The organism is Novosphingobium sp. SL115 (assembly GCF_026672515.1).
Lineage (GTDB): Bacteria > Pseudomonadota > Alphaproteobacteria > Sphingomonadales > Sphingomonadaceae > Novosphingobium.
On the sequence record NZ_JAPPRG010000002.1, the window covers coordinates 2,479,381 to 2,502,879 of the forward strand.

Below are 23,499 nucleotides of genomic sequence, written 5' to 3' on the forward strand. Positions count from 1 at the left end.
AAGACACAATGAAGCCACCGGCGAGCGCAATCGAAGCCCTTCTGGACGGGACGCACGCCGATCCTTTCTCGCTTCTTGGCATCCATGAAGGACCAGACGGAGCATTTGCCCGCGCGGTCCTTCCCGGTGCCGAAGAGGTGGTGGTATGGTCCTTGTCCGGCAAGAAGCTGGGCAAGCTGACGCGGGTTGACGGGCGCGGCCTGTTCGAAGGACAGGTCAATGGCTCTCCCCAACCGGTACGCTATGCCTGCAAGGCGGGTGACCACGAATGGCTGGTCACCGATGCCTATTCCTTCGGCCCGGTGCTCGGCCCGCTCGACGACTTCCTGATTGCCGAAGGCACCCACCTGCGCCTGTTTGACAAGCTGGGCGCGCACCTGATCGAACACGAAGGCGCGCGCGGGGTTCACTTCGCCGTCTGGGCGCCCAATGCCCGCCTTGTTTCAGTGGTAGGTGATTTCAATGATTGGGACCACCGCCGCCACCCCATGCGCCACCGCGTCGACATTGGCGTGTGGGAAGTGTTCGTGCCCGATATCGGCGAACATCACGCTTACAAATACCGCGTTACCGCCGCTGACGGCACGGTGTTGCCGCTAAAGGCCGATCCTTATGCACAGGCGGCAGAATTTCGCCCCAGCACGGCCTCGCTCACCGCCCATCCGGTTAAGATGGACTGGGGCGATGAAGGCCACCGCGCCCACTGGGCATCGATTGACGCACGCCGTCAGCCCATGTCGATCTATGAAGTTCACCCCGGATCGTGGCAAAAGCCGCATGATGAAGGCTTCTACACATGGGACGAACTGGCCGACCGGCTGATCCCATACGTGGCGGAAATGGGCTTTACCCACATCGAATTCCTGCCGGTGTCGGAACACCCTTATGACCCAAGCTGGGGCTATCAGACCACCGGCCTTTACGCCCCGTCGGCCCGATTTGGCCCACCCGAAGGTTTTGCCCGCTTTGTCGATGGCGCACACCGCGCCGGAATTTCGGTGTTGATCGACTGGGTGCCCGCCCACTTCCCCACCGACGAACACGGCCTTGTCCGCTTCGATGGCACTGCCCTTTATGAACACGAAGATCCGCGCCTTGGTTTCCATCCTGACTGGAACACGCTGATCTACAACTTTGGCCGCAACGAAGTGGTCAGTTTCCTCGTCAACAACGCACTGTTCTGGGCGGAACGCTACCACGTTGATGGTCTGCGCGTGGATGCCGTCGCCTCGATGCTCTACCGTGATTATTCGCGCAAAAGCGGCGAATGGATTCCCAACGACGAAGGTGGCCGCGAAAACTGGGAAGCGGTTGAATTTCTGCGCAAGATGAACCGCGCGGTCTATGGCAGCCACGCCGGTTTCCTAACCATTGCCGAAGAGTCCACGTCGTGGCCCGGCGTATCAAAACCCGCGTTTGACGATGGCCCGCGTGAAAACCTTGGCTTCGGGTTCAAATGGAACATGGGCTTCATGCACGATACGCTGAAGTACATGGCCCGCGATGCCGTCCACCGCCAATACCATCACGACGATATTACCTTCGGCCTGATGTATGCGTTCAGCGAAAACTTCGTCCTGCCGCTCAGCCACGATGAAGTGGTCCATGGCAAGGGCAGCCTGCTGAACAAGATGAGCGGGGACGACTGGCAGAAGTTCGCCAACCTGCGCGCCTACTATGGCCTGATGTGGGGCTATCCCGGCAAGAAGCTCCTGTTCATGGGCCAGGAATTTGCCCAGCGCCGCGAATGGAGCGAAGCCCGCTCGCTGGACTGGGAACTTCTGGACGCCCCGGCCCACGAAGGCGTGCGCCGCTGGGTGCGCGACCTCAACCGGGTTTACACCTCCCGTCCTGCCCTGCACGCCCGCGATTGCGAAGCGGAAGGGTTTGAATGGCTGGTGGTCGATGACGCACAGGCCAGCGTCTTTGCATGGCTGCGCAAGGCCCCCGGTGCAAAGCCCATTGCGATCATCAGCAATATGACCCCGCAGGTCCACGATCACTATCACCTTACCCTGCCCCACGATGGCGCATGGCGTGAAGTGCTGAACAGCGACGCACAGGATTATGGCGGCAGCGGCATCGGCAATCTGGGGCAGGTCACGGCCGAACACGGCGCGGCCTTCGTGGTGCTGCCACCATTAGCCACGCTGATACTGGAATTTGAAGGTTAGGGACGGAGAAACAGGGGATGCGTGACACTTACTCTCAGCCGCTGGCACGCGATGCGATGGCTTATGTCCTTGCAGGCGGTCGCGGCAGCAGACTGAAGGAACTGACCGATAATCGCGCCAAGCCCGCCGTGTATTTCGGGGGTAAATCGCGCATCATCGACTTTGCGCTGTCGAATGCGATCAATTCGGGCATCCGCCGCATTGGCGTCGCCACGCAGTACAAGGCACACTCGCTGATCCGGCACATGCAGCGCGCGTGGAACTTCATGCGCCCCGAACGCAACGAAAGCTTCGACATCCTGCCCGCATCGCAGCGCGTGTCCGAACACCAATGGTATGAAGGCACCGCCGATGCGGTGTATCAGAACATCGATATCATCGCGTCCTACGCGCCCAAATACATGGTCATTCTGGCTGGCGATCACATCTACAAGATGGATTACGAACTGATGCTGCGCCAGCATGTGGAAAGCGGCGCTGACGTGACCATCGGCTGCCTTGTCGTGCCGCGCATGGAGGCAACCGGCTTTGGCGTCATGGCCGTCGACACGTCGGACACAATCACCGCCTTCGTCGAAAAGCCCGCAAATCCGCCTGGCATCCCCGGTGATGAAAGCATGGCGCTGGCATCGATGGGCATCTACGTGTTTGACACGAAGTTCCTGTTCGACATTCTGCGCGAAGACGCTGCCGATCCCAATTCAAGCCGCGATTTCGGCAACGATATCATTCCCAAGATCGTCAAGAACGGCAAGGCTGTCGCCCACCGCTTCACCGCATCGTGCATCCGCGCGGCAGAGGAAATCGAGGAATACTGGCGCGATGTGGGCACGCTGGACGCCTATTTCGAAGCCAACCTCGATCTGACCGACGTTGTGCCCAAGCTCAACATGTATGACCGCGACTGGCCGATCTGGACCGATCAGATCATCGCCGCTCCGGCCAAATTCGTGCACGATGAAGAAGGCCGCCGGGGTATGGCAATCTCTTCGCTGATCTCGCAGGATTGCATTGTTTCGGGCGCGATCGCCAAACGCAGCCTGTTGTTTACAGGCGTAAAGATGGGGTCGTTCTCCAGTTGCGAAGAGGCGGTCATCCTGCCCTATTGCAACATCGGGCGCGGCGCACGGCTGAACCGGGTAATCCTAGATTCCGGCGTTCGCATCCCCGAAGGCCTTGTCGTGGGTGAAGACCCCGAACTTGATGCACAGCGTTTCCGCCGCACCGAAAGCGGCGTTTGCCTCATTACCAAACGGATGATCGATCAGCTTTCATGACCATCAAGGTTCTTTCCGTCGCGTCCGAAGCCGTACCGCTGATAAAGACCGGTGGTCTTGCCGATGTGGCGGGCGCCCTGCCCGCCGCAGTCGCTCCACATGGGATAGAGATGACCACGATGCTACCGGGCTATCCGGCGGTCATCAAGGCTCTGTCCCGCCCCCGCACGGTTCACGCGTGGGCTTCTCTGCTGGGCGAAAAGGCGCGCCTGCTTGCCGGAAAGATCGACGGGCATCCGCTGCTGGTCTTGGATGCGCCTGCCTATTTTCAGCGCGATGGCGGTCCTTACGGTGATACGTCGGGGCGCGACTGGGCTGATAACTGGCGCCGCTTCGCCGCGTTTAGCCGTGCAGCGGCAGACGTGGGATCAGGCACCATAAAAGGGCGCGCGTTCGATCTGGTCCACGCGCACGATTGGCAAGCAGCCATGACGCCTGCCTACATGCGCTTTGCCACGCCCGAAGGCGGACGGCGCGTGCCATCGGTAATGACCATTCACAACATGGCATTTCAGGGCCATTATGGCGCAGACCTGTTCCCCGCGCTTGGCCTGCCCCCCCATGCCTGGTCGATGGATGGGGTGGAATACCATGGCGGCATCGGCTTCCTGAAAGCAGGGTTGGAAGCGGCCAGCGCCATCACCACCGTAAGCCCCACTTATGCGCGAGAAATCCGCACAGCCGAATTCGGCATGGGTCTTGAAGGCTTGATCGTCAGCCGCGATGCGCGGGTATCCGGCATCGTCAACGGCATCGACACTGCCCAGTGGAACCCGGAAACCGATCCAGCACTGAAAAGCCGCTTCAGCGTCAAAACCCTTGCCCGGCGCGACGCCAACAAGCGCGCGCTGGAAGCTGAATTCGGCCTTGAACCCGGCGATGGGCCGCTGTTCATCGTCATCTCGCGGCTGACCTGGCAAAAGGGCATAGATGTCCTTCTCGAAACGCTCGACCACCTCGTCGGCATCGGCGGCCGCCTTGCCCTGCTCGGCTCTGGCGATGCGGCGATGGAGGGGACATTTCACGCCGCGGCCATGCGCCATCCCGGCAAGATCGCCGTTCGCACCGGCTATGATGAGGCCTTGTCCCACCGTATGCAGGCAGGCGGCGATGCCATCCTTGTGCCAAGCCGCTTTGAACCTTGCGGCCTGACTCAGCTTTACGGCCTTGCTTATGGCTGTGTCCCAGTGGTCGCCCGCACCGGCGGCCTTGCCGATACGGTGATCGACGCCAATCTTGCCGCATTGAACGGCGGTGTCGCCACCGGCATACAGTTCACCGGGGTTCACTATGCCGCCCTTTCTGATGCGATCAGCAGAACGGTAACACTTTACTGGCAGCGAGATGCATGGCGCTCTATGCAACGCGCAGGAATCAAAGCCGATTTTTCGTGGAACCGTTCGGGCAAGGCCTATGCGGACCTCTACGCCCGTCTCATCGCGGAGGACCAATGACCATTACCGTATCGACCACCCCCTACACCGGCCAAAAGCCCGGCACGTCCGGCCTGCGCAAAAAGGTGAAGGTCTTCCAGCAACCCAATTATGCGGAAAACTTCATCCAGTCGGTGTTCGATGTGGTCGAACGTGCTGATGGTTCGACGCTGGTGCTCGGTGGCGATGGCCGATATCACAACCGCACCGTCATCCAGATCGCCATCCGCATCGCCGCGGCCAATGGTTATGGCCGGGTGCTGGTGGGGCAAGGCGGCATCCTGTCGACCCCGGCAGCCAGCCATGTTATCCGCAAATATGGCGCATCAGGCGGCTTGATCCTTTCGGCCAGCCACAATCCCGGCGGCCCGGACGAAGATTTCGGAATCAAATACAACATTGCCAACGGCGGCCCCGCCCCGGAAGGCATCACCGATGCGATCTATGCCCGCACGCAAACGATCGATCGCTGGCTGACGGTAGAAGCGGACGATGTGGATCTGGACACGCTGGGAGAAACCAAGTGTGGCCCACTCACGGTTGAAGTGATCGATTGTGTTGCCGATTACGCTGAACTGATGGAAACTCTGTTCGATTTCAATGCGATCCGGGCGAATGTTCAGGCCGGCTTTACCATGTCATTTGACGCGATGAGCGCAGTGACCGGCCCTTACGCCACCGAAATCCTCGAAGGTCGCCTTGGCTTTCCCAGCGGCACCGTGCGCAACGGCATCCCGCTCGAAGATTTCGGCGGGCATCACCCTGACCCGAACATGGTTCACGCGCACGAACTGTTCGACACCATGTTTGGCACGAACGCGCCAGACTTTGGCGCGGCGTCCGATGGCGATGGCGACCGCAACCTGATTGTCGGCAAAGGCCGCTTCATCACCCCGTCGGACAGCCTTGCCATGCTGGCCGCCAATGCGCACCTTGCTCCCGGTTATGCGTCGGGCCTCAAGGGCATTGCCCGCTCCATGCCTACCAGCGCTGCGGCAGACCGCGTGGCGCAGGCGCTGGGCCTGCCATGCTTTGAAACGCCAACTGGCTGGAAGTTCTTCGGCAACCTTCTCGACGCTGGCATGGCCACCATCTGCGGTGAAGAAAGCGCCGGGACGGGCAGCGATCATGTGCGCGAAAAGGATGGCCTTTGGGCCGTGCTGCTCTGGCTCAACATTCTGGCCGTGCGCAAGATCAGCGTCGATCAACTCGCGCGTGAACACTGGGCGCAATTCGGGCGCAACTATTATGCGCGCCATGATTACGAAGCGCTGCCCACCGATCAGGCCGATGTCCTGATGGGTGAATTGAAAGGATCTCTCGCAGGTTTGGCTGGTAAGTCCTTTGGATCACTTGTTGTTTCGGTGGCAGATAACTTTTCCTACCTCGATCCGGTGGATGGTTCGACCAGCGCCAATCAAGGCGTGCGGGTGATGTTCGAAGGCGGATCGCGCGTGGTCTTCCGCCTGTCTGGCACCGGCACCGAAGGCGCAACGCTGCGTGTCTATCTGGAACGCTATGAACCGGTTGGTGGCGATCTGGACCGGGAAACGCCGGACATGCTGGCCGACCTAATCGCAGCGGCCGATGCCATCGCCGGAATCGTCCGCCACACCGGCCGCACCGCGCCCGATGTGGTGACGTGACGCCCGGCGCCACTGTCGCGGACGGCAAGACCTGCTTCGCCGTCCGCTCCCCCCATGCCAGCGCGCTGACGCTTTGCCTGTTTGATGGGCAAGTGGAACAACGGATGCCGATGGCGCGTGATGGGGCTTGGTGGCGTGTTGAAATCGTTGGGGATTACACCGGCTCCCGCTATGCCTATCGCGCCGATGGAGCGTGGTCGCCGGGCAATGGTCAGTGGTTCGACCCTGCAAAGCTGCTGGTTGATCCTTATACTACAGAACTGGACCAACCCTTCAGATACGACGCCAGCTTATCAGAATATGGCGTTGATACGGCAAGTTTTGTTCCGAAATCCATCATAACGGGACCGCTACCGGAAGTAGCACTACATGCGCCCTGTTTTCAGCACGGCGGGTTAATTTACGAAGTGAACGTGCGCGGCTTTACCATGCTGCATCCTGCCGTTCCGCAGCAGCAGCGCGGCACCGTGGCCGCCCTTGCCCATCCAGCGGTGATTGCGCATCTCAAGCGGCTGAATGTCTCTGCCATCGAACTCATGCCCATTGCTGCGTGGATTGATGAACGACACCTGCCGCCGCTGAGACTTGCCAATGCGTGGGGATACAACCCGGTTGCGCCAATGGCTCTTGACCCGCGCCTTTGTCCCGGTGGCGTGGCAGAATTGCGCGATACAGTGGCTGCACTTCGCGCGGAAGGCATCGGAACTATCCTCGATATCGTATTGAATCATAGCGGGGAAAGCGATGTTCATGGCCCCGTCCTGTGTCTGCGCGGGCTGGACGATGCGGCCTATGCCAAGGCACCTGACGGGACGCTTATCAACGATACTGGATGCGGCAATACACTGGACTTCGGTAATCCCGCCGTCCGCGCGCTGGCGCTGGATACGCTGCGCCATTTCGTGCGGCATTGCGGGGTTGATGGGTTTCGCTTTGATCTGGCCACGATTATGGCGCGCAGCCCCGGATTTGACGCCAAAGCGCAGATTTTCAACGATATTGCCGCAGATCCGTGGTTGACAGACCGGGTTTTGATTGCCGAGCCGTGGGATATCGGCCCCGGCGGATATCAGTTGGGAAATTTCCCGTCTAACTGGCTGGAATGGAACGATAGATACCGCGATGATGTGCGCCGTTTCTGGCGCGGCGATGCTGGCATTGGCGTACTGGCTACGCGCATGGCGGGATCATCGGACATATTTGGCAAAGCGTCCCGGTCGGTCAACTTTCTTGCGGCCCACGACGGCTTCACGCTGGCCGATACCCTGGCTTATGAACAGCGCCACAACTGGGCCAATGGCGAGGACAACCGTGATGGACACGGTGAGAATTTCAGTTGGAACAATGGGATAGAAGGTGAAACCGATAATCGGGATGTGCTGGCAAAACGCGCTGCTTACGCCCGCGCGATGCTGGCCACGCTGTTCTGTTCGACCGGATCGATCCTGCTGACAGCGGGTGATGAATTTGGGCGGAGCCAGCGCGGAAACAACAACGCTTATGCGCAGGACAACGCGATCACCTGGATAAACTGGGAAACCCGTGATCTGGCGCTGGAAGACTATGTTTGCGATCTATCTCATTGGCGTAAAAGCAAACTTTCGCAATTCTCAGCCTTCCCGGAAGATGGAACCTGGAGTGACCTGAACGGCCGCGAACTGCACACAGAAGGCTGGGAACGTCCGCAAACACCCGGTTTCAGATGGGCAAATGACACCTACGGCTTTACCGTAGATCGGACCGGCCCCTCCGCCGGTCCGATCTGAACCATCACGCGCCGAGCCGGCGCAGCGAGCGGTCAGGTCGGAAGTTCCCGACAGGCCCGATCCCGGTCGCATTCTGCGCGTCGCGAAGCGGTGTTGGCAGCAGTTGGTCAAGCAGCAACTGCCCGAACGCCCATTCGCCAAGATCAGACTGGGCGTTGATATGGCCCGCCTCACCCGCATCCGCAAACTGGCTACCCCATGCGTCTGCTAGACGCCGTGCCGCGCCGATCCGCATGTAGGGATCGTTGCGGCTGGCGACGAGGCATGACGCAAAGGGAAGTTCGCCTTGCGGGCATGGCGCAAACCGGGTGAGGCGGCGGTCGATGGGGCGTTCTTCCACGTCGGGTGGGGCGACCAGCAGCGCGCCGATGACTTTGCCATCGCGGGGCCGTTCAAATTCTGCCCACCACGCCACCGCCAGACAGCCAAGGCTGTGCGCGACCAGCACGACCGGACGGTCGGCCCGTTGAATGGCGAGGTTGATCTTGTTGACCCAGGTGTTGCGGTGCGGTTCTTCCCACAGGCCAAGGTCGACCCGGCGGCAATTGGGCAGCACGTCTTCCCAGATGGTTTGCCAGTGGCCCGGCCCGCTATTGCCAAGGCCCGGTACGGTAAGAATAAGCGGAGCCTGCCCCGCTTCTGCAAAGCGTTCGGTGGTCATCAGAAATCTCCCGAAATGAGGGCCGGTCGACTCGGAATACGTCCCGACAAGTTCGCCGAAGATAACTCAACTTATTTCATAGACAATATGCTTGAGCCGAGATGCACGGCGCTTGCGCCAAGCTGCTCATCCCCTGCAGAGACACAGAACCGGACGGGACCCCGCAATCGAGCGTTCGCAGCTCGACTGGCAAAGAAACAGGTGGGCGCGGGCCGACGGCTCAGCAGGTGGCGGGTCATGCACGGCTCGTCGCAAGGATTGGCTGCCAGTCTTGCAGGTGTGATGCGCAGCATACAAATTCAGGCCCAACGATTGATAACTGGGGTCTCACATAATGGTTCCTGATCGGCGCCAGTTTTTAGGCGCCATGGTGGCAACGCTGGGTAGCATGGCCGTTTCGGGCCAGCCGGCGCTGGCTGTCACACCTCCACGGGAAATTGAACCGTCGCCATTTTCGCGGCCAACACCGCCTTTGATGGTGCAACGCGCGGTTGCCGCGCTGGATGCCCACGCCCCCTATATCCGCCACCGCGACCTTGTCGGACTGGTGGATTTTTCCAAGGCATCGCGCGAGGCGCGTTTTCACCTGATCGATATTGAAGGCGGCAAAGTGCTGTCTTCGCACCTTGTTTCGCATGGCAGCGGATCGGACCCGGCCAATAGTGGATGGGTGCAACAGTTTTCCAATCGCTATGGATCCAACGCATCAAGCCCCGGCGCTTTTCTGACCGGGGTGACATATTCCGGCAAGCATGGCCGGTCACGCCGGTTGATTGGCCTGGAAGCGGCAAACAGCGCGGCGATGGAACGCGGCATCGTGATCCATGCCGCCAGCTATGTCAGCAAAGACATGGCGGAATCGCAAGGGCGGATCGGGCGCAGCCAAGGTTGCTTTGCCTTTTCAAACAGTGACATCAGCGGCGTTCTTGAGCGATTGGGCGAAGGTCGGTTGCTTTACGCGGTGAAGTAGGACGGCATCTGGCAGGGTGTGGTGTCCCAACTTCGCTCAACACGGGCGGTTGGGTTAGTTTAGGGTTGGAAGCCGCCCTTGCAGGCTTTTGCCAGCGGGCTTTCCTCTGCGACCAGATCGGGCCTGTCGCGCCCGGCCAAAAGCCCCAGCGTGCGGCGGAAATCGTAATCGGCCAGCGGCACCGCGATGACGCCTTCACGCGCCAATGATTGTGGTGCGGTGGTGACGCCCATCCCGGCCCGGACCATTTCGATACAGCGATCATCGTTGGATGAGCGCAGGAAGAATGGCGGGCGCACGCCACGCTGGGTGAACCAGCGGCTGGTTTCGCCCAGTATTTCACACGAACGGCGGGCGATCATGGTTTCGGCGGCGACATCACGCGCGTCGATCAGCGCAGCGCTGGCCAACCGGTGGTCCGCTGGCATCAGCAAGCGGTAACCTTCATCCAACAGGGGCAGCGAAGGACGGTCGGCATCGTCGGGCCGCAGCAGGGTAAGGATGGCATCCACCTGCCCGTCGCCTAATTTTCGGCGCAATTCGGCATCGGTTCCTTCTGACAAGGCCAGCGGCTGCGTGGCTGTCCAAAGGTTGACCATGACCGACAGCATGGCCGTGGCGACCGAGGGAATGACGCCAAGGCGCAACGGGGCGAGTGGCGCGGGCGCATCAACAAAGGCGGCTTCGGCAGCACGAAATTCGCGCTCTATCGCGCGGGCATGGGTGACAAGGCGCGCGCCCGCGTCGGTCAGGCGCACCTGCCGTTTATCGCGCAGGAACAGGCGGGTTCCGGCAAGGCGCTCCAGTTCGGCAATGGCGGCGGACAGCGTGGGTTGCGCCACGCCAAGCCTTTCTGCCGCGCGGGTGAAATTGCCGGTTTCGACAAGGGCAAGGAACTGGCGAAGATGGGCGCGCTTCATCATAGGCAAAATCTATCACAAATGCCTGAATAAATCAATTTTGAGCGATGGTTTGGTGATGGTAGTCTTTGCCCATAAGCAGAGAGGATGCACTGCCATGCGCGCCACGCCCGATTTCGACTTTGGCCTGACCGAAAGCGCCCAGATGATCCGCGAGGCGGCAGGCCGCTTTGCCGACGAACAGATCGCGCCGCTGGCCGCCGAAATCGACCGCAATGACCGCTTCCCGCGCGAATTGTGGGAGCCTATGGGCGCGCTGGGCCTGCATGGCATAACGGTTGAGGAAGAATTTGGCGGGCTGGGTCTGGGCTATCTGGACCATGTAATTGCCGTGGAGGAAGTCAGCCGGGCAAGCGGATCGGTAGGGCTGTCTTATGGCGCGCATTCAAACCTTTGCGTCAACCAGATCCGCCGCTGGGGCAATGACGATCAGAAGGCGAAGTATCTGCCCAAGCTGATTTCGGGCGAGCATGTCGGCAGCCTTGCCATGTCGGAAACAGGCGCGGGATCGGACGTGGTTTCGATGAAGCTGCGTGCCGATGCGGTGGCGGGCGGGTTCCGGCTGAACGGCACCAAGTTCTGGATTACCAATGGGACGTATGCCGATACGCTGGTGGTCTATGCCAAGACCTCACCCGATGCGGGCAGCCGGGGCATTACCGCGTTCCTGATTGAAAAGGACATGCCCGGCTTTTCCATCGGGCAGAAGATCGACAAGATGGGCCTGCGCGGATCGCCCACTTGCGAGCTGGTGTTCGATGACTGCTTCGTGCCGGAAGAGAACGTGATGGGACCGCTGCACGGCGGGGTTGGCGTTCTGATGAGCGGGCTGGATTATGAGCGGGTTGTGCTGGCCGGGATGCAGATCGGCATCATGCAGGCCTGCCTCGACACTGTGATCCCCTATGTGCGCGAGCGTAAGCAGTTCGGCCAGCCGATTGGCACCTTCCAGCTTATACAGGCCAAGATTGCCGATATGTATGTCGGCATGCAGGCGGCACGCGCCTATGTCTATGCCGTGGCCAAGGCCTGCGATGCCGGGCAGACGACGCGCTTTGACGCAGCAGGCGCGATCCTGCTCGCCAGCGAAAACGCCTTTCGCGTGGCCGGAGAAGCAGTGCAGGCGCTGGGCGGCGCGGGCTATACCAAGGACTGGCCGGTCGAACGCTATCTGCGCGATGCCAAGTTGCTGGACATTGGGGCCGGAACCAATGAAATCCGCAGGATGCTGATCGGGCGAGAACTGATCGGCGCGCGATAAAAGCAACTGTGGAGAGAGTGATGCGCCTGAAGACGATCCTGGCCTGTGTGGCTCTTGCTGGCCTTGCCCACCCGGCATTGGCACGGGTGGAAAAGACCACCGTTCACGGCGCATCGCTGGAAGGCAATCTTGAAGGCAATTCGGCGGATCGAACCGTCTATGTGTTCCTGCCCGACAGCTATGACAAGGCAAAGGGCCGTCGCTATCCGGTCGTCTATTTCCTGCACGGCTACAATTCGACCGCTGACCAATATGTCGAACGCACCGATTTTGAAGCTGCGCTGAAAGCTGCAGGCACCGAAGCCATCGTGGTCGTGCCCGACAGCATGACCAAGTGGGGCGGATCGATGTACTCGAACTCACCCACCGTCGGCAATTTCGAGGATTTCGTTACCAACGATCTGGTCGCGTGGACCGACAAGCATTTTCGCACCATCGCCACGCGCGAAGCACGCGGATTGTCCGGGCATTCGATGGGCGGATACGGCACGCTGAAGCTGGGCATGAAACGGCCCGACATGTTCGGCGCGTTATATGCCATGAACCCGTGCTGCCAGATTCCGCGCCCAGCCTCGTCGGCCGATCCGAAATACGAAGGCTGGTCGGTTGAACAGGCCGCAGCAGCCGACTGGATGAGCCGGGGCAATTTCGCGGTGTCGGCGGCATGGTCACCCAACCCCGCCAAGCCGCCGTTCTATGCCGACCTTGGCACCGAAGGCGGCAAGGTGAACGATCTGGTCATTGCCAAATGGGCGGCCAATTCGCCGGTTGCCATGGCATCGCAATACCTGCCCGCGCTGCGGCGGATGAGCGGCATTGCCATCGATACCGGCGACACCGACTTTGTGCGGGCGGACGATGAACTGATCCACGAAACGCTGACCCGGTTCGGCATTGCCCACGACTGGGAAATCTATGTCGGCGATCACGGCAACCGGGTGAAAGACCGGTTTCGCACCCATGTGCTGCCGTTCTTTGCCAAGCATCTGAAAGGCAGCACGCGTTGAGCGCTCCCGTCCTCTCGACCAATATCGACCTTTCGTCACCACAGGCACAGGCGCGCGCGGCCCATAACCGCGCGCTGGCGCAAGACCTGCGGGCGCGTGTTGCGCAGGCCGCGCTGGGCGGTGATGCGCGCAGTCGTGAACGGCATGTCGCGCGGGGGAAATTGCTGCCGAGAGAACGGGTCGAACGCTTGCTGGACCCCGGATCGCCACTGTTGGAGATCGGGCAGCTTGCCGCCGGTGGCATGTATGGCGATGAAGTGCCGGGCGCGGGGATCATTGCGGGGATTGGCCGGGTTTCGGGCCGCAACTGCATGATCTTTGCCAACGACGCCACGGTAAAGGGCGGCACATACTTCCCCATGACGGTGAAGAAGCACCTGCGCGCGCAGGAGATTGCCGCCGAAAACCATTTGCCCTGCGTCTATCTGGTCGACAGCGGCGGAGCCAACCTGCCCAATCAGGCCGACGTGTTCCCCGACCGCGATCACTTTGGCCGGTTCTTCTACAATCAGGCGAACATGAGCGCGTGGGGCATTCCGCAAATCGCCAGTGTGATGGGCAGTTGCACAGCGGGCGGCGCCTATGTTCCGGCGATGAGCGATGAAACCGTGATCGTGCGCGAACAGGGCACGATCTTTCTGGCCGGGCCGCCGCTGGTAAAGGCGGCGACCGGCGAGGAAATCACCGCCGAAGCGCTGGGCGGAGGCGATCTGCATGCCCGCAAATCAGGCGTTGTGGACCATCTGGCTGATAATGACGAACACGCGCTGACCATCGTGCGCGACATCGTTTCGCATCTGGGTGCCGGTATGCCTGAAGGGTCGGCTTTCGCAGGGGTGCGAGATGTGAGGCCTCCGGCCTATCCCGCCGACGACCTTTACGGGATCATCCCTGAAGACGTTCGCGCGCCCTACGACGTGCATGAGGTGATCGCGCGGATCGTGGACGGCAGTGAATTTCACGAGTTCAAGGCGCTTTATGGCACCACGCTGGTCTGCGGCTTTGCCCACATCCACGGGATGCCGGTGGCGATCCTTGCCAACAACGGCGTGCTGTTTTCGGAAAGCGCACAAAAGGGCGCGCACTTCATCGAACTGGCCTGTCAGCGCCGCGTGCCTCTGCTGTTCCTGCAAAACATCAGCGGCTTCATGGTTGGCGGAAAGTATGAGGCCGAAGGTATTGCAAAACATGGCGCAAAGCTGGTGACAGCCGTGGCCACGGCGCAGGTGCCCAAGATTACCGTGTTGATCGGTGGCAGCTTTGGCGCGGGCAATTACGGCATGTGTGGACGGGCCTATCAGCCCCGCTTCCTGTTCACATGGCCCAACGCGCGGATCAGCGTGATGGGCGGCGAACAGGCAGCATCCGTGCTGGCCACCGTGCACCGCGATGCGGACAAGTGGACACCAGAAGAGGCCGAGGCATTCAAGGCTCCGATCCGGCAGAAGTATGAAGACGAAGGCAACCCCTATTACGCTACGGCGCGGCTGTGGGATGATGGGGTGATCGATCCTGTGCAGACCCGCGATGTGCTGGGGCTGGCGTTGGAGGTGTGCTTGCAGGCCCCGATTGCGGAGGCACCCCGGTTCGGGGTGTTCAGGATGTGATGCGATCTCATCAGATTCTCCCCGAGCTAGTCTCGGGGAGGGGGACCGTACGGCGCAGCCGGATGGTGGAGGGGCAATCGGCTGCGGACCGCCGCAACGATAGCTTCCGCCACTGCTCCCGGATCACGCAACACATCGGTTGCGGGAATACGCAGCGTTTCAATACCAGCACAGGCAAAGTAGGCATCGCGCGCGGTATCGTGCTCCGGCCTGTCCCCCATATCATGGGACTTGCCATCGATCTCAATCGCAAGGCGCGCGTCGCTGCAAAAGAAGTCGAGCACGTAAGGCCCGCTGGGATGCTGCCGACGGAATTTGATAGCCTCAGGGCGAGTTTTCAGGATTTGCCAGAGCAAGACTTCAGGCAAGGACATGGCTCGCCGTTGCTTTCGCGCGCGCTGGATGTTTCCGGGCTCGGCCTTGGGCGCGATATTTCGAAGCATTTTAATTCCCCTCCACCATGCTTCGCATGGTCCCCCTCCCCGAGCAAGCTCGGGGAGGATGCTGGAGCCATCCTATGATCAAATCCCTCCTCATCGCCAACCGCGGCGAAATTGCCTGCCGCGTTATTCGCACCGCGCGCAGGCTCGGCATTCGTACGGTGGCGGTCTATTCGGATGCCGATGCCAAGGCCCTGCATGTCCGCTCTGCCGATGAGGCGGTGCATATTGGCCCAGCGCCGGCGCGGGAAAGTTACCTTTGCGGGGACAAGATCATCGCCGCTGCCAAGGCGACCGGGGCCGAAGCGATCCATCCGGGGTATGGGTTCCTGTCCGAGAACGCCGAGTTTGCGCAGGCTGTGATTGATGCAGGGCTGGTGTGGGTTGGGCCAAAGCCTGCTTCGATCACCGCGATGGGCCTGAAAGATGCGGCCAAGGCGCAGATGATTGCGGCAGGTGTGCCGGTGACGCCGGGCTATCTGGGCGAGGATCAGTCGCCTGAACGGTTGCAGGCTGAGGCCGATGCGATTGGCTATCCCGTGCTGATAAAGGCCGTGGCGGGTGGCGGCGGCAAGGGGATGCGGCGGGTGGAAAGCTCTGCCGATTTTGCCGAGGCTTTGGCGTCATGCCGTCGTGAGGCGGCGTCCTCGTTCGGTGATGATCGGGTGCTGATCGAGAAGTACATCCTCAGCCCACGGCACATCGAAGTGCAGGTGTTTGGCGACAGCCACGGCAATGTCGTCCATCTGTTTGAGCGCGATTGTTCATTGCAGCGGCGGCATCAGAAGGTGATCGAGGAGGCCCCTGCCCCCGGCATGGACGCGGCCACGCGCGAGGCGGTGTGCGGCGCGGCGGTGCGTGCGGCCAAGGCGGTGGACTATGAGGGCGCGGGCACCATCGAATTTATTGCCGATGGATCGGAGGGCCTGCGCGCCGACCGCATCTGGTTCATGGAAATGAACACCCGGCTTCAGGTGGAGCATCCGGTGACCGAGGAGATCACTGGTGTCGATCTGGTGGAATGGCAATTGCGCGTGGCTTCGGGCGAGGTCTTGCCGAAGCGGCAGGACGAGCTGAGCATCAACGGCTGGGCGATGGAAGCGCGGCTTTATGCGGAGGATCCGGCGAAGGGGTTTTTGCCGGTTACAGGTAGGCTCGATCATTTCACGATACCAGACGCCCACAGACCGACACGGTGGCAGCATGAGCTTGGCACTGCGCGGATGGAATTCGGCCCGGACGTACGATTAAGAATTGAGACCGGCGTCACGCAGGGAGATGCAATCTCTCCGTGGTATGACCCGATGATTGCCAAATTGATCTGCCATGCTGACACTCGTGAAGATGCAATCGTGGGGCTTTCCAAGATGTGCTGGGACACGCAAGTTTGGCCAACCAAGTCCAACGCCAGTTTTCTTGGAGCGCTGGTTGTGATGCCTGATTTTGCGCGTGGGCGGTTGGACACAGGATTTATCGAGCGGCACATCGAAGACACGGCCAGCGATGTGGAACCGCCACAGTGGCTCCTTGATCTTGCGGCGCAAAAAATGATCAAGCGCTTTGCAGGTAGTAATTCTGAACTTGCGGGTTTCAGGTTGAATGCTTCTTGCGAGAACAAGGTCCGCTTCCGTGACAGAAACACTGCATTTACCGGCAATGCTGCTTCAAAGATCAGCTACGATCAACGCTGCTACCCGTTGATTACGGAAGCGGCAGACAGCATTCTTGTGACAATGCAGGGCGCGACTTGGCGCTTCTTGCCAAACCGTACCGACGGCGGCGGCGCTGGTGCGGCTTCGGACGGCGCGATCCTTTCCCCCATGCCCGGCAGGGTTATTTCCGTCGATGTTGCGGCGGGGCAGTCCGTCGCCAAGGGGCAGAAGTTGCTGGTGCTTGAGGCGATGAAGATGGAGCATGCCTTGACGGCTCCGTTCGATGGCGTGGTGGCCGAGTTGAATGCGGTTGCCGGCGCGCAGGTGCAGGTTGAGGCGCTGTTGGTAAAGATCGAAAAGGCAGATTGATCCTCCCCGATCCGGGGAGGGGAACCATGCGAAGCATGGTGGAGGGGGCTCTCGGCGGGCGCGGGTTTGGGGGATGGCCCCCTCCACCACCGCTGCGCGGCGGTCCCCCTCCCCTTGCAGGGGAGGATTTTATGGCAGGCAGGTATTTCGATCAGTGGCAGGTGGGCGATACGATCGCGCATGAGATCCGGCGCACGGTGACCGAGACGGATAACCTGTTGTTTTCCACCATGACGCACAATCCCCAGCCGCTGCATATCGATGCCGAGGCGGCCAAGGCCAGCGAGTTTGGGCAGATTCTGGTCAACGGGACGTTTACATTCGCGCTGATGGTGGGGCTTTCGGTGGGGGACACCACGTTGGGCACGCTAGTGGCGAACCTTGGCTATGACAAGCTGGTGATGCCCGCGCCCGTGTTCATCGGCGATACGATGCGCGCGACGAGCGAGGTGGTGGAACTGCGCGCCAGCAAATCGCGGCCGGATGCGGGGATCGTGACGTTCCGGCACGAACTCATCAATCAGCGCGATGAAGTGGTGTGCCGTTGCCTGCGGTCCGCGCTTATCAAGCGGGACATTGCGCCAGACGCTGCCTGAACGCATCAAGCAACCACGCGCGCGCCGGGCCGATAGGGCAATCGCGCCGCCATAGCGCGTGGAAGCGATAGGCCATGCCGGGCCATTCGGGGATGGCCAGATGCACAAGGCGGCGCGAAGCCAGATCATCCTTGACCAGATGGCGTGGCATGTTGCCCCAGCCAATGCCCTCACGCATCAGGGCGTGGCGCGCACCAAGATCGCCCAGCCGCCATGTGCTGGCGGAAAAGACCGAAAAGTCCCTGCCCTGCGTCAGCTTTGACCGGTCGGTCAGCACAAGCTGCCGGTGCTTTCGCGCTTCGCCCGGCGGGATGATTTCCATGCGGGCCAATGGGTGATCGGGTGCGGCCACGGGGATAAGGTCGACTTGGCCAATCGCCTCGCGTTCAAGATCGGGCATGGCGACCAATTCCGGCCCTCCGATGCCAAGTTCCGCCTCTCCATCCACCACCAGCGCAGCAATGCCGCCCAGCGCTTCGACATGCAGGCGAAGCTGAACCGTGGGGTAAAGTTGCTGAAATTCGCGCAACACGGCCGCAACCAAAGGCGTCGGAAACATCACGTCGATGGCCAAGCCGAGCTCTGCCTCCAGCCCCTGATTGAAGTTGCGCACCCCTGCGATCAGCGCGTCGATATCATCGGCCACGGCGCGGGCCTGTGCCAGCATGGCCTTGCCCGCAGGGGTCAGCACCGGTTTGCGTGATCCTTCACGGTCAAATAGCGTCACGCCAAGCTGGGTTTCCAGCGCAACCACGCCATAGCTAACCACCGAAATCGCCCGCCCCAGCTTGCGCGCCGCAGCGTTGAAGCTGCCTTCATCGACCACGGCCAGGAACAGGCGAAGCTGATCGAGAGTTGGCTGACCGACATCCACAAGCGAACCTTTCAACTATTCCGAACATCCTGAACAGTTTTATCGGGATATTCCGATTGGATCGCAAGGCCTATCTGGGGTGCAACAGGACGGGGCGACCGTCCACAACCGGAGATTTCGCCATGACCCAGACTGCCACCAAGGCTCACATCGAACTGCGCCCCTTTGCCACGCTGGGTGCTGCCAATCACGGCTGGCTGGATGCGCATCACCACTTTTCGTTTTCGGAATACCACGATCCGGCCCGCGTCAACTGGGGCGCTCTGCGGGTGTGGAACGATGACCGTATCGCCGCGAACACCGGGTTCCCCACGCATCCGCACAGCGACATGGAAATCGTGACCTATGTGACCAAGGGCGCAATCACCCACCGCGATAGCCTGGGCAACGAAGGCCGCACCGAAGCGGGCGATGTTCAGGTCATGTCGGCGGGCACCGGCATCCGCCATTCGGAATACAATCTGGAGGATGAGGAGACCCGCCTGTTCCAGATCTGGATCATCCCCGACCGTCGCGGCCACGCGCCAAGCTGGGGTGCGCGCCCTTTCCCCAAGGACAATCGGGAAGGCGCATTCGTGGCACTGGCTTCGGGGATTGCGGGCGACGCCGATGTGCTGCCAATCAACGCCAATGCCCGCGTTCTGGGTGCAACGGTAAAGGCGGGTGAAACGGTGCGTTATGCCCTAACCGAAGACCGCCACGCCTATCTGGTTCCGGCAACGGGCCGGGTGCGGATTGGCGAGGTTGAAGCCAATGCTCGCGACGGTGTGGCAATTACTGGTGTGACCGAAATCGTCGTGACCGCGCTGGAAGACGCAGAACTGGTGCTGGTGGATGCCGCCTGAGCGCGATGACCACCCTGTTCCCCCACATTTCGCCTTCACGACATTTGCAAAGGATTGATCCCATGACTGCTCTTGCTGCCGAGGCGTCACGCGCCTCATCCACCACCGACATGCTGGCCGCCACGGGCCGCGTCCTGCTGGCCGCAATCTTTGTATTGAGCGGCGCATCGAAGCTGGCTGATCCCACCGGCACGATCACCTATATCCAAAGCGCGGGCCTTCCCCTGCCGACGCTTGCTTATGGCGGAGCGGTGGCGGTGGAACTGATCGGCGGGTTGTTGCTGATTGCCGGGGTACAAACCCGCATTGTCGCTTCGGCCATCGCGGCGTTCAGCGTGGCTGCGGCCTTCAGCTTCCACGCAAATCTGGCTGACCAGAACCAGTTCATCCACTTTTTCAAGAACATCGCCATGGCTGGCGGCCTGCTGCAAGTAGCCGCCTTCGGTTCTGGCCGGTTTGGTTTCGACCAGCGCTGATATCAGGAATTTCAATATCCCCCGCGAGCCGGGATGGCTTGACCGTCTCGGCCCCACCTGCTGTTTCACCCTTCCCTCCCAAGGAGAATCCCATGACCCGTACTGCATCTGCCAAGGTTGTTCCGCTGATCGTCGAACGCTGGAGCCCGCGCGCTTTTGATGGCTCTGCCGTTCCGCAGGAAGACCTTGACCTGATCTTCGAAGCCGCTGGCCTTGCTGCCAGCGCCTATAACTATCAACCGTGGCGCTTCGTCTATGCTCACAAGGGCGATGCCAACTTCGACGCCTTCCTGTCGGCACTGGTGCCCTTCAACCAGAGCTGGGCCAAGGAAGCGGGCGTGTTGGTCTTCGCGGTTTCGGACGAATTCATGCGCTCTGACAAGGGTAACAACCCCAATCACAGCCACAGCTTTGATACCGGCGCAGCATGGGCCAGCGCCGCGCTTCAGGCACAGGCGCTGGGCTATCACACCCACGGCATGACCGGGGTGGACTTTGACAAGGCGGCGCAAGTGCTGAACGTGCCCGAAGGTTTCCGGGTGGAAATGGCCTTCGTCATCGGCACGCAGGGCGATGCCGCCCAGCTTCCCGAAGGCCTGCGCGAACGCGAAGTGATCAGCGACCGCAAGCCGGTGAGCGAAATCGCCTTCGCCGGTCCGTTCACGGCATAAACGGACAAGTGGCGCTGCCCACCAAAACTGGCTAGGGCGGCGCCATGCTCCGCATCAATGAACTCAAACTGCCGCTGAACCACGCCGCCGAAGATTTGTCGGTGGCAATCTGCACGCGGCTGGACATTGCGCCCGATGATCTGATCCGCTTCCAGATTTTCCGGCGCGGCAATGACGCGCGTAAGAAGCACGCCATCCTGCTGACGTATGTGGTCGATTGCGTGGTCAAGGACGAGGCCGACGTTCTGGCCCGCTTTGCCGACGATCAGAACGTGCGCGCCACGCCCGATACGTCCTATAAATTCCCCGTCATGGCCCCGGCTGACTGGCAGGGTGAGCGCCCGGTAGTGATCGGGGCTGGGCCATGCGGTTTGTTGGCCGCGCTGATCCTTGCCCAGATGGGGCTTAAGCCGATCATCATCGAACGCGGCAAGGCCGTGCGCGAACGCACCAAGGACACCTGGGGTCTGTGGCGCAAATCGGTGCTGACGCCTGAATCGAACGTGCAGTTCGGTGAAGGCGGCGCGGGCACGTTCTCAGACGGCAAGCTTTACAGCCGCATCAAGGACCCCCGCCATCTCGGCCGCAAGGTACTGGTGGAGTTCGTAAAAGCGGGCGCGCCCGACGATATCCTGACCGAAGCTCATCCTCACATCGGCACGTTCCGCCTTGTGACGATGGTGATGAGCATGCGCGAAACGATTGAAAGCCTTGGCGGCGAATATCGTTTCCAGACGCGGGTTGAAGATTTTGAAGTCGAAACCGATGCCAATGGCGTGCGGCAGTTGGCCGGCCTGCACCTGTCAGACGGCAGCTTTCTGCCCGCGCGCCATGTGGTCATGGCCGTGGGCCATTCCGCGCGCGATACCTTTCAGGTGCTGCATGACCGGGGCGTCTATGTCGAGGCCAAGCCCTTTGCCATCGGCGTACGTATCGAACACCCGCAAAGCTGGATCGACACCGCACGCTATGGTCCCAGCGCCGGGAACAAGATCCTTGGTCCGGCGGCATATTCCATATCGCACACAGCCAAGAACGGGCGCACTGTCTACTCGTTCTGTATGTGCCCCGGCGGGCGTGTGGTGGCAGCCACCAGCGAAGAAGGCCGCGTCGTCACCAACGGGATGAGTCAGTATTCCCGCGCCGAATTCAACGCAAATTCCGGCATCGTCGTGGATATTGACCCCAACCGCGATTACCCCGGCGGGCCGATGGCGGGTATTGCCTTCCAGCGCCATTGGGAAAGTCTGGCCTTCGAAGCAGGCGGGCGCAACTACATGGCGCCGGGGCAGAAACTGGGCGATTTTCTGGCCGACCGTCCCTCCACCGAATTTGGCGACGTAATCCCCAGCTACAAACCGGGCGTTCACCTGACCGAACTGAAAAAGTGCCTGCCCGACTTCGTGATCGAAGCCATCCGCGAAGCGCTGCCCGCGTTCGGGCGGATGGTGCCGGGCTATGACCATCCCGATGTGGTGATGACAGGCGTGGAAACGCGCACATCGTCACCCGTTCGCATCACCCGTGGCAAAGATTGCCAGAGCCTCAACACTCAGGGCCTTTATCCCGCAGGCGAAGGCGCTGGCTATGCGGGCGGTATCCTTTCGGCGGCCGTCGATGGCATCAAGGTGGCCGAGGCGCTGGCGGCGCAGCTTCTGAAATGAACGCGCACCATTATGACGCCATCGTGCTGGGCGCTGGTGCCGCCGGGATGATGGCCGCGCTTACCGCAGGGCAACGCGGGCGGCGGGTGCTGCTGGTCGATCATGCCGACGCGCCCGGCAAGAAGATCCTTATTTCCGGCGGCGGGCGCTGCAACTTCACCAATATCCACACTGCGGCTGATCGCTACATTTCAGAAAACACCCACTTCGCGCGCTCTGCCCTGTCGCGTTATACGCCGGCTGATTTCATCGCGCTGGTGAACCGCCACGGCATAAGCTGGCATGAAAAGACGCTGGGGCAATTGTTCTGCGATCAGTCAGCAGGACAGATCGTGGACATGCTTATGGTCGAATGCCGCCATGGCGGCGTGACATTCGCCTTTGGTCAGCCCGTGACCGCGCTGGACCATGCCGACGGGCTTTATCGCATAACCCTAAACGGGGTCGAGCATTGTGCGCCTTCTTTGGTGCTGGCCACCGGCGGCCTTTCCATCCCCAAGATGGGTGCCACCGGATTTGCCCACGAAATCGCCCGCCGCTTTGGCCTGCCAATGGTGCAAACCCGCCCTGCCCTTGTCCCGTTCACGCTGGGAGAGGATGAGGCGCTGTTCCGGTCCTTGTCGGGCGTTTCAGCAGAAATCGTCGTGCGCAACGGCAAGACCGCATTTCGCGAAGCGGCGCTGTTTACCCATCGTGGCCTGTCTGGCCCTGCGATGTTGCAGATTTCCTCCTACTGGCAGCACCGCACGCCCATCCATGTCGATTTCCTGCCCGATGAAAAGCAGGACTGGCTGCTGGAGGAAAAGCGCGCACGACCCAAGGCGACGGTGCGCTCCACCCTCGCCCGCCGCCTGCCCGAACGTCTGGCCGAAACGCTGGCGGGCCGCCTTGGGGTTGAGGCCGAACTCGGCAATTGCCGCGATGCCGCCCTGCGCACAGCAGCAGACCAGATGGCGCGCTGGCCATTCCACCCCAACGGCACCGAAGGTTATGCCAAGGCCGAAGTCACTGCCGGGGGCATTTCTACCAAGGCACTATCGCAAAAGACCATGGAAGCAACCAAAGTGCTCGGCCTTTACGCCATTGGCGAAGCGGTGGACGTCACCGGATGGCTGGGCGGCTATAACTTCCAGTGGGCATGGGCCAGCGGCAAGGCTGCCGGTGAGGCAGTGTAGAAAGGACCGCCCCTA

Annotated in this window: 20 protein-coding genes; 16 read left to right on the forward strand and 4 right to left on the reverse strand. The window is 61.1% G+C overall.

Annotation, left to right across the window (positions count from 1 at the left end; genetic code table 11):
• Positions 1-8: 8 nt before the first annotated feature.
• Genes glgB through glgX form a run of 5 tightly spaced genes read left to right on the forward strand, consistent with a single transcriptional unit; the run spans position 9 to position 8,296 of the window.
• A complete protein-coding gene (glgB, locus tag OVA07_RS13455) occupies positions 9-2,174 on the forward strand; it encodes a 1,4-alpha-glucan branching protein GlgB (protein ID WP_268171960.1) in 2,166 nt (721 codons plus the stop codon).
• A gap of 17 nt (positions 2,175-2,191) precedes the next feature.
• Positions 2,192-3,451 (forward strand): glucose-1-phosphate adenylyltransferase, encoded by a 1,260-nt coding sequence (gene glgC / locus OVA07_RS13460; protein WP_268171962.1) that lies wholly within the window; start codon positions 2,192-2,194, stop codon positions 3,449-3,451.
• On the forward strand, positions 3,448-4,905 hold the full coding sequence (gene glgA, locus OVA07_RS13465) for a glycogen synthase GlgA (protein WP_268171963.1): 1,458 nt from the start codon (positions 3,448-3,450) through the stop codon (positions 4,903-4,905). Before glgC ends, glgA begins: the two co-directional genes overlap by 4 nt.
• Positions 4,902-6,530, forward strand: coding sequence for an alpha-D-glucose phosphate-specific phosphoglucomutase (locus OVA07_RS13470; protein WP_268171965.1), 1,629 nt, complete (start codon positions 4,902-4,904; stop codon positions 6,528-6,530). The genes glgA and OVA07_RS13470 overlap by 4 nt, the downstream gene beginning before the upstream one ends.
• Positions 6,527-8,296: a glycogen debranching protein GlgX gene (gene glgX / locus OVA07_RS13475; protein WP_268171966.1), complete on the forward strand. Its 1,770-nt coding sequence runs from the start codon at positions 6,527-6,529 to the stop codon at positions 8,294-8,296. Before OVA07_RS13470 ends, glgX begins: the two co-directional genes overlap by 4 nt.
• A gap of 4 nt (positions 8,297-8,300) precedes the next feature.
• Here glgX and OVA07_RS13480 read toward each other — a convergent pair whose 3' ends face one another.
• On the reverse strand, positions 8,301-8,957 hold the full coding sequence (locus tag OVA07_RS13480) for an RBBP9/YdeN family alpha/beta hydrolase (RefSeq protein WP_268171968.1): 657 nt from the start codon (positions 8,955-8,957) through the stop codon (positions 8,301-8,303).
• 334 nt (positions 8,958-9,291) lie between these two features.
• Here OVA07_RS13480 and OVA07_RS13485 point away from each other — a divergent pair, with 334 nt between their 5' ends.
• Complete coding sequence (locus tag OVA07_RS13485) at positions 9,292-9,927, forward strand: murein L,D-transpeptidase catalytic domain family protein (protein ID WP_268171969.1); 636 nt, start codon at positions 9,292-9,294, stop codon at positions 9,925-9,927.
• Positions 9,928-9,986: 59 nt separating this feature from the next.
• On the opposite strand, the gene OVA07_RS13490 is transcribed toward OVA07_RS13485, so the two are convergent.
• A complete protein-coding gene (locus OVA07_RS13490) occupies positions 9,987-10,850 on the reverse strand; it encodes a LysR family transcriptional regulator (RefSeq protein WP_268171971.1) in 864 nt (287 codons plus the stop codon).
• Positions 10,851-10,944: 94 nt separating this feature from the next.
• Between OVA07_RS13490 and OVA07_RS13495 the strand changes: the two genes are divergently transcribed.
• From OVA07_RS13495 to OVA07_RS13505, 3 genes are read left to right on the forward strand one after another with little or no spacing between them, the layout of a single operon-like run.
• Positions 10,945-12,108: an isovaleryl-CoA dehydrogenase gene (locus OVA07_RS13495; protein ID WP_268171972.1), complete on the forward strand. Its 1,164-nt coding sequence runs from the start codon at positions 10,945-10,947 to the stop codon at positions 12,106-12,108.
• 20 nt (positions 12,109-12,128) lie between these two features.
• Positions 12,129-13,115 (forward strand): alpha/beta hydrolase, encoded by a 987-nt coding sequence (locus OVA07_RS13500; protein ID WP_268171974.1) that lies wholly within the window; start codon positions 12,129-12,131, stop codon positions 13,113-13,115.
• A complete protein-coding gene (locus OVA07_RS13505) occupies positions 13,112-14,722 on the forward strand; it encodes a carboxyl transferase domain-containing protein (RefSeq protein WP_268171975.1) in 1,611 nt (536 codons plus the stop codon). The genes OVA07_RS13500 and OVA07_RS13505 overlap by 4 nt, the downstream gene beginning before the upstream one ends.
• Positions 14,723-14,748: 26 nt before the next feature.
• Here the strand turns inward: OVA07_RS13505 and OVA07_RS13510 are convergent, their stop codons facing one another.
• Positions 14,749-15,165 carry an endonuclease domain-containing protein gene (locus tag OVA07_RS13510; RefSeq protein WP_268171977.1) on the reverse strand — a complete coding sequence of 139 codons (417 nt, stop codon included), beginning with the start codon at positions 15,163-15,165 and terminating at the stop codon, positions 14,749-14,751.
• A 74-nt stretch (positions 15,166-15,239) separates the two neighbouring features.
• On the opposite strand from OVA07_RS13510, the gene OVA07_RS13515 reads away from it, so the two are divergent.
• Positions 15,240-17,183, forward strand: a complete 1,944-nt coding sequence (locus OVA07_RS13515) for an acetyl/propionyl/methylcrotonyl-CoA carboxylase subunit alpha (protein ID WP_268171979.1) — start codon at positions 15,240-15,242, stop codon at positions 17,181-17,183.
• Between the two features lie 131 nt (positions 17,184-17,314).
• Positions 17,315-17,779 carry a MaoC family dehydratase gene (locus OVA07_RS13520; RefSeq protein ID WP_268171980.1) on the forward strand — a complete coding sequence of 155 codons (465 nt, stop codon included), beginning with the start codon at positions 17,315-17,317 and terminating at the stop codon, positions 17,777-17,779.
• Here the strand turns inward: OVA07_RS13520 and OVA07_RS13525 are convergent.
• Positions 17,748-18,668: a LysR family transcriptional regulator gene (locus OVA07_RS13525; protein ID WP_442789652.1), complete on the reverse strand. Its 921-nt coding sequence runs from the start codon at positions 18,666-18,668 to the stop codon at positions 17,748-17,750. The genes OVA07_RS13520 and OVA07_RS13525 overlap by 32 nt on opposite strands.
• Positions 18,669-18,775: 107 nt before the next feature.
• Between OVA07_RS13525 and OVA07_RS13530 the strand changes: the two genes are divergently transcribed.
• The 5 genes from OVA07_RS13530 to OVA07_RS13550 all read left to right on the forward strand — a co-directional run bounded on the left by OVA07_RS13530 (position 18,776) and on the right by OVA07_RS13550 (position 23,484).
• Complete coding sequence (locus tag OVA07_RS13530) at positions 18,776-19,498, forward strand: pirin family protein (protein ID WP_268171981.1); 723 nt, start codon at positions 18,776-18,778, stop codon at positions 19,496-19,498.
• Positions 19,499-19,560: 62 nt separating this feature from the next.
• Positions 19,561-19,974, forward strand: coding sequence for a DoxX family protein (locus OVA07_RS13535; RefSeq protein ID WP_268171983.1), 414 nt, complete (start codon positions 19,561-19,563; stop codon positions 19,972-19,974).
• Positions 19,975-20,066: 92 nt separating this feature from the next.
• Positions 20,067-20,645 (forward strand): nitroreductase family protein, encoded by a 579-nt coding sequence (locus OVA07_RS13540; protein ID WP_268171984.1) that lies wholly within the window; start codon positions 20,067-20,069, stop codon positions 20,643-20,645.
• 44 nt (positions 20,646-20,689) lie between these two features.
• Entirely contained in the window at positions 20,690-22,309 is a 1,620-nt protein-coding gene (locus OVA07_RS13545) for an NAD(P)/FAD-dependent oxidoreductase (RefSeq protein ID WP_268171985.1), read from the forward strand.
• A complete protein-coding gene (locus OVA07_RS13550; RefSeq protein WP_268171986.1) occupies positions 22,306-23,484 on the forward strand; it encodes an NAD(P)/FAD-dependent oxidoreductase in 1,179 nt (392 codons plus the stop codon). The genes OVA07_RS13545 and OVA07_RS13550 overlap by 4 nt, the downstream gene beginning before the upstream one ends.
• Positions 23,485-23,499 lie beyond the last annotated feature (15 nt).

Bases quoted from the DNA above. Each gene is read 5' to 3' on its own strand.
- glgB (WP_268171960.1), top strand. From the start codon at position 9: ATGAAGCCACCGGCGAGCGCAATCGAAGCCCTTCTGGACGGGACGCAC.
- glgC (WP_268171962.1), top strand. From the start codon at position 2,192: ATGCGTGACACTTACTCTCAGCCGCTGGCACGCGATGCGATGGCTTAT.
- glgA (WP_268171963.1), top strand. From the start codon at position 3,448: ATGACCATCAAGGTTCTTTCCGTCGCGTCCGAAGCCGTACCGCTGATA.
- OVA07_RS13470 (WP_268171965.1), top strand. From the start codon at position 4,902: ATGACCATTACCGTATCGACCACCCCCTACACCGGCCAAAAGCCCGGC.
- OVA07_RS13480 (WP_268171968.1), bottom strand. From the start codon at position 8,957: ATGACCACCGAACGCTTTGCAGAAGCGGGGCAGGCTCCGCTTATTCTT.
- OVA07_RS13485 (WP_268171969.1), top strand. From the start codon at position 9,292: ATGGTTCCTGATCGGCGCCAGTTTTTAGGCGCCATGGTGGCAACGCTG.
- OVA07_RS13490 (WP_268171971.1), bottom strand. From the start codon at position 10,850: ATGATGAAGCGCGCCCATCTTCGCCAGTTCCTTGCCCTTGTCGAAACC.
- OVA07_RS13495 (WP_268171972.1), top strand. From the start codon at position 10,945: ATGCGCGCCACGCCCGATTTCGACTTTGGCCTGACCGAAAGCGCCCAG.
- OVA07_RS13500 (WP_268171974.1), top strand. From the start codon at position 12,129: ATGCGCCTGAAGACGATCCTGGCCTGTGTGGCTCTTGCTGGCCTTGCC.
- OVA07_RS13510 (WP_268171977.1), bottom strand. From the start codon at position 15,165: ATGCTTCGAAATATCGCGCCCAAGGCCGAGCCCGGAAACATCCAGCGC.
- OVA07_RS13515 (WP_268171979.1), top strand. From the start codon at position 15,240: ATGATCAAATCCCTCCTCATCGCCAACCGCGGCGAAATTGCCTGCCGC.
- OVA07_RS13520 (WP_268171980.1), top strand. From the start codon at position 17,315: ATGGCAGGCAGGTATTTCGATCAGTGGCAGGTGGGCGATACGATCGCG.
- OVA07_RS13530 (WP_268171981.1), top strand. From the start codon at position 18,776: ATGACCCAGACTGCCACCAAGGCTCACATCGAACTGCGCCCCTTTGCC.
- OVA07_RS13535 (WP_268171983.1), top strand. From the start codon at position 19,561: ATGACTGCTCTTGCTGCCGAGGCGTCACGCGCCTCATCCACCACCGAC.
- OVA07_RS13540 (WP_268171984.1), top strand. From the start codon at position 20,067: ATGACCCGTACTGCATCTGCCAAGGTTGTTCCGCTGATCGTCGAACGC.
- OVA07_RS13545 (WP_268171985.1), top strand. From the start codon at position 20,690: ATGCTCCGCATCAATGAACTCAAACTGCCGCTGAACCACGCCGCCGAA.
- OVA07_RS13550 (WP_268171986.1), top strand. From the start codon at position 22,306: ATGAACGCGCACCATTATGACGCCATCGTGCTGGGCGCTGGTGCCGCC.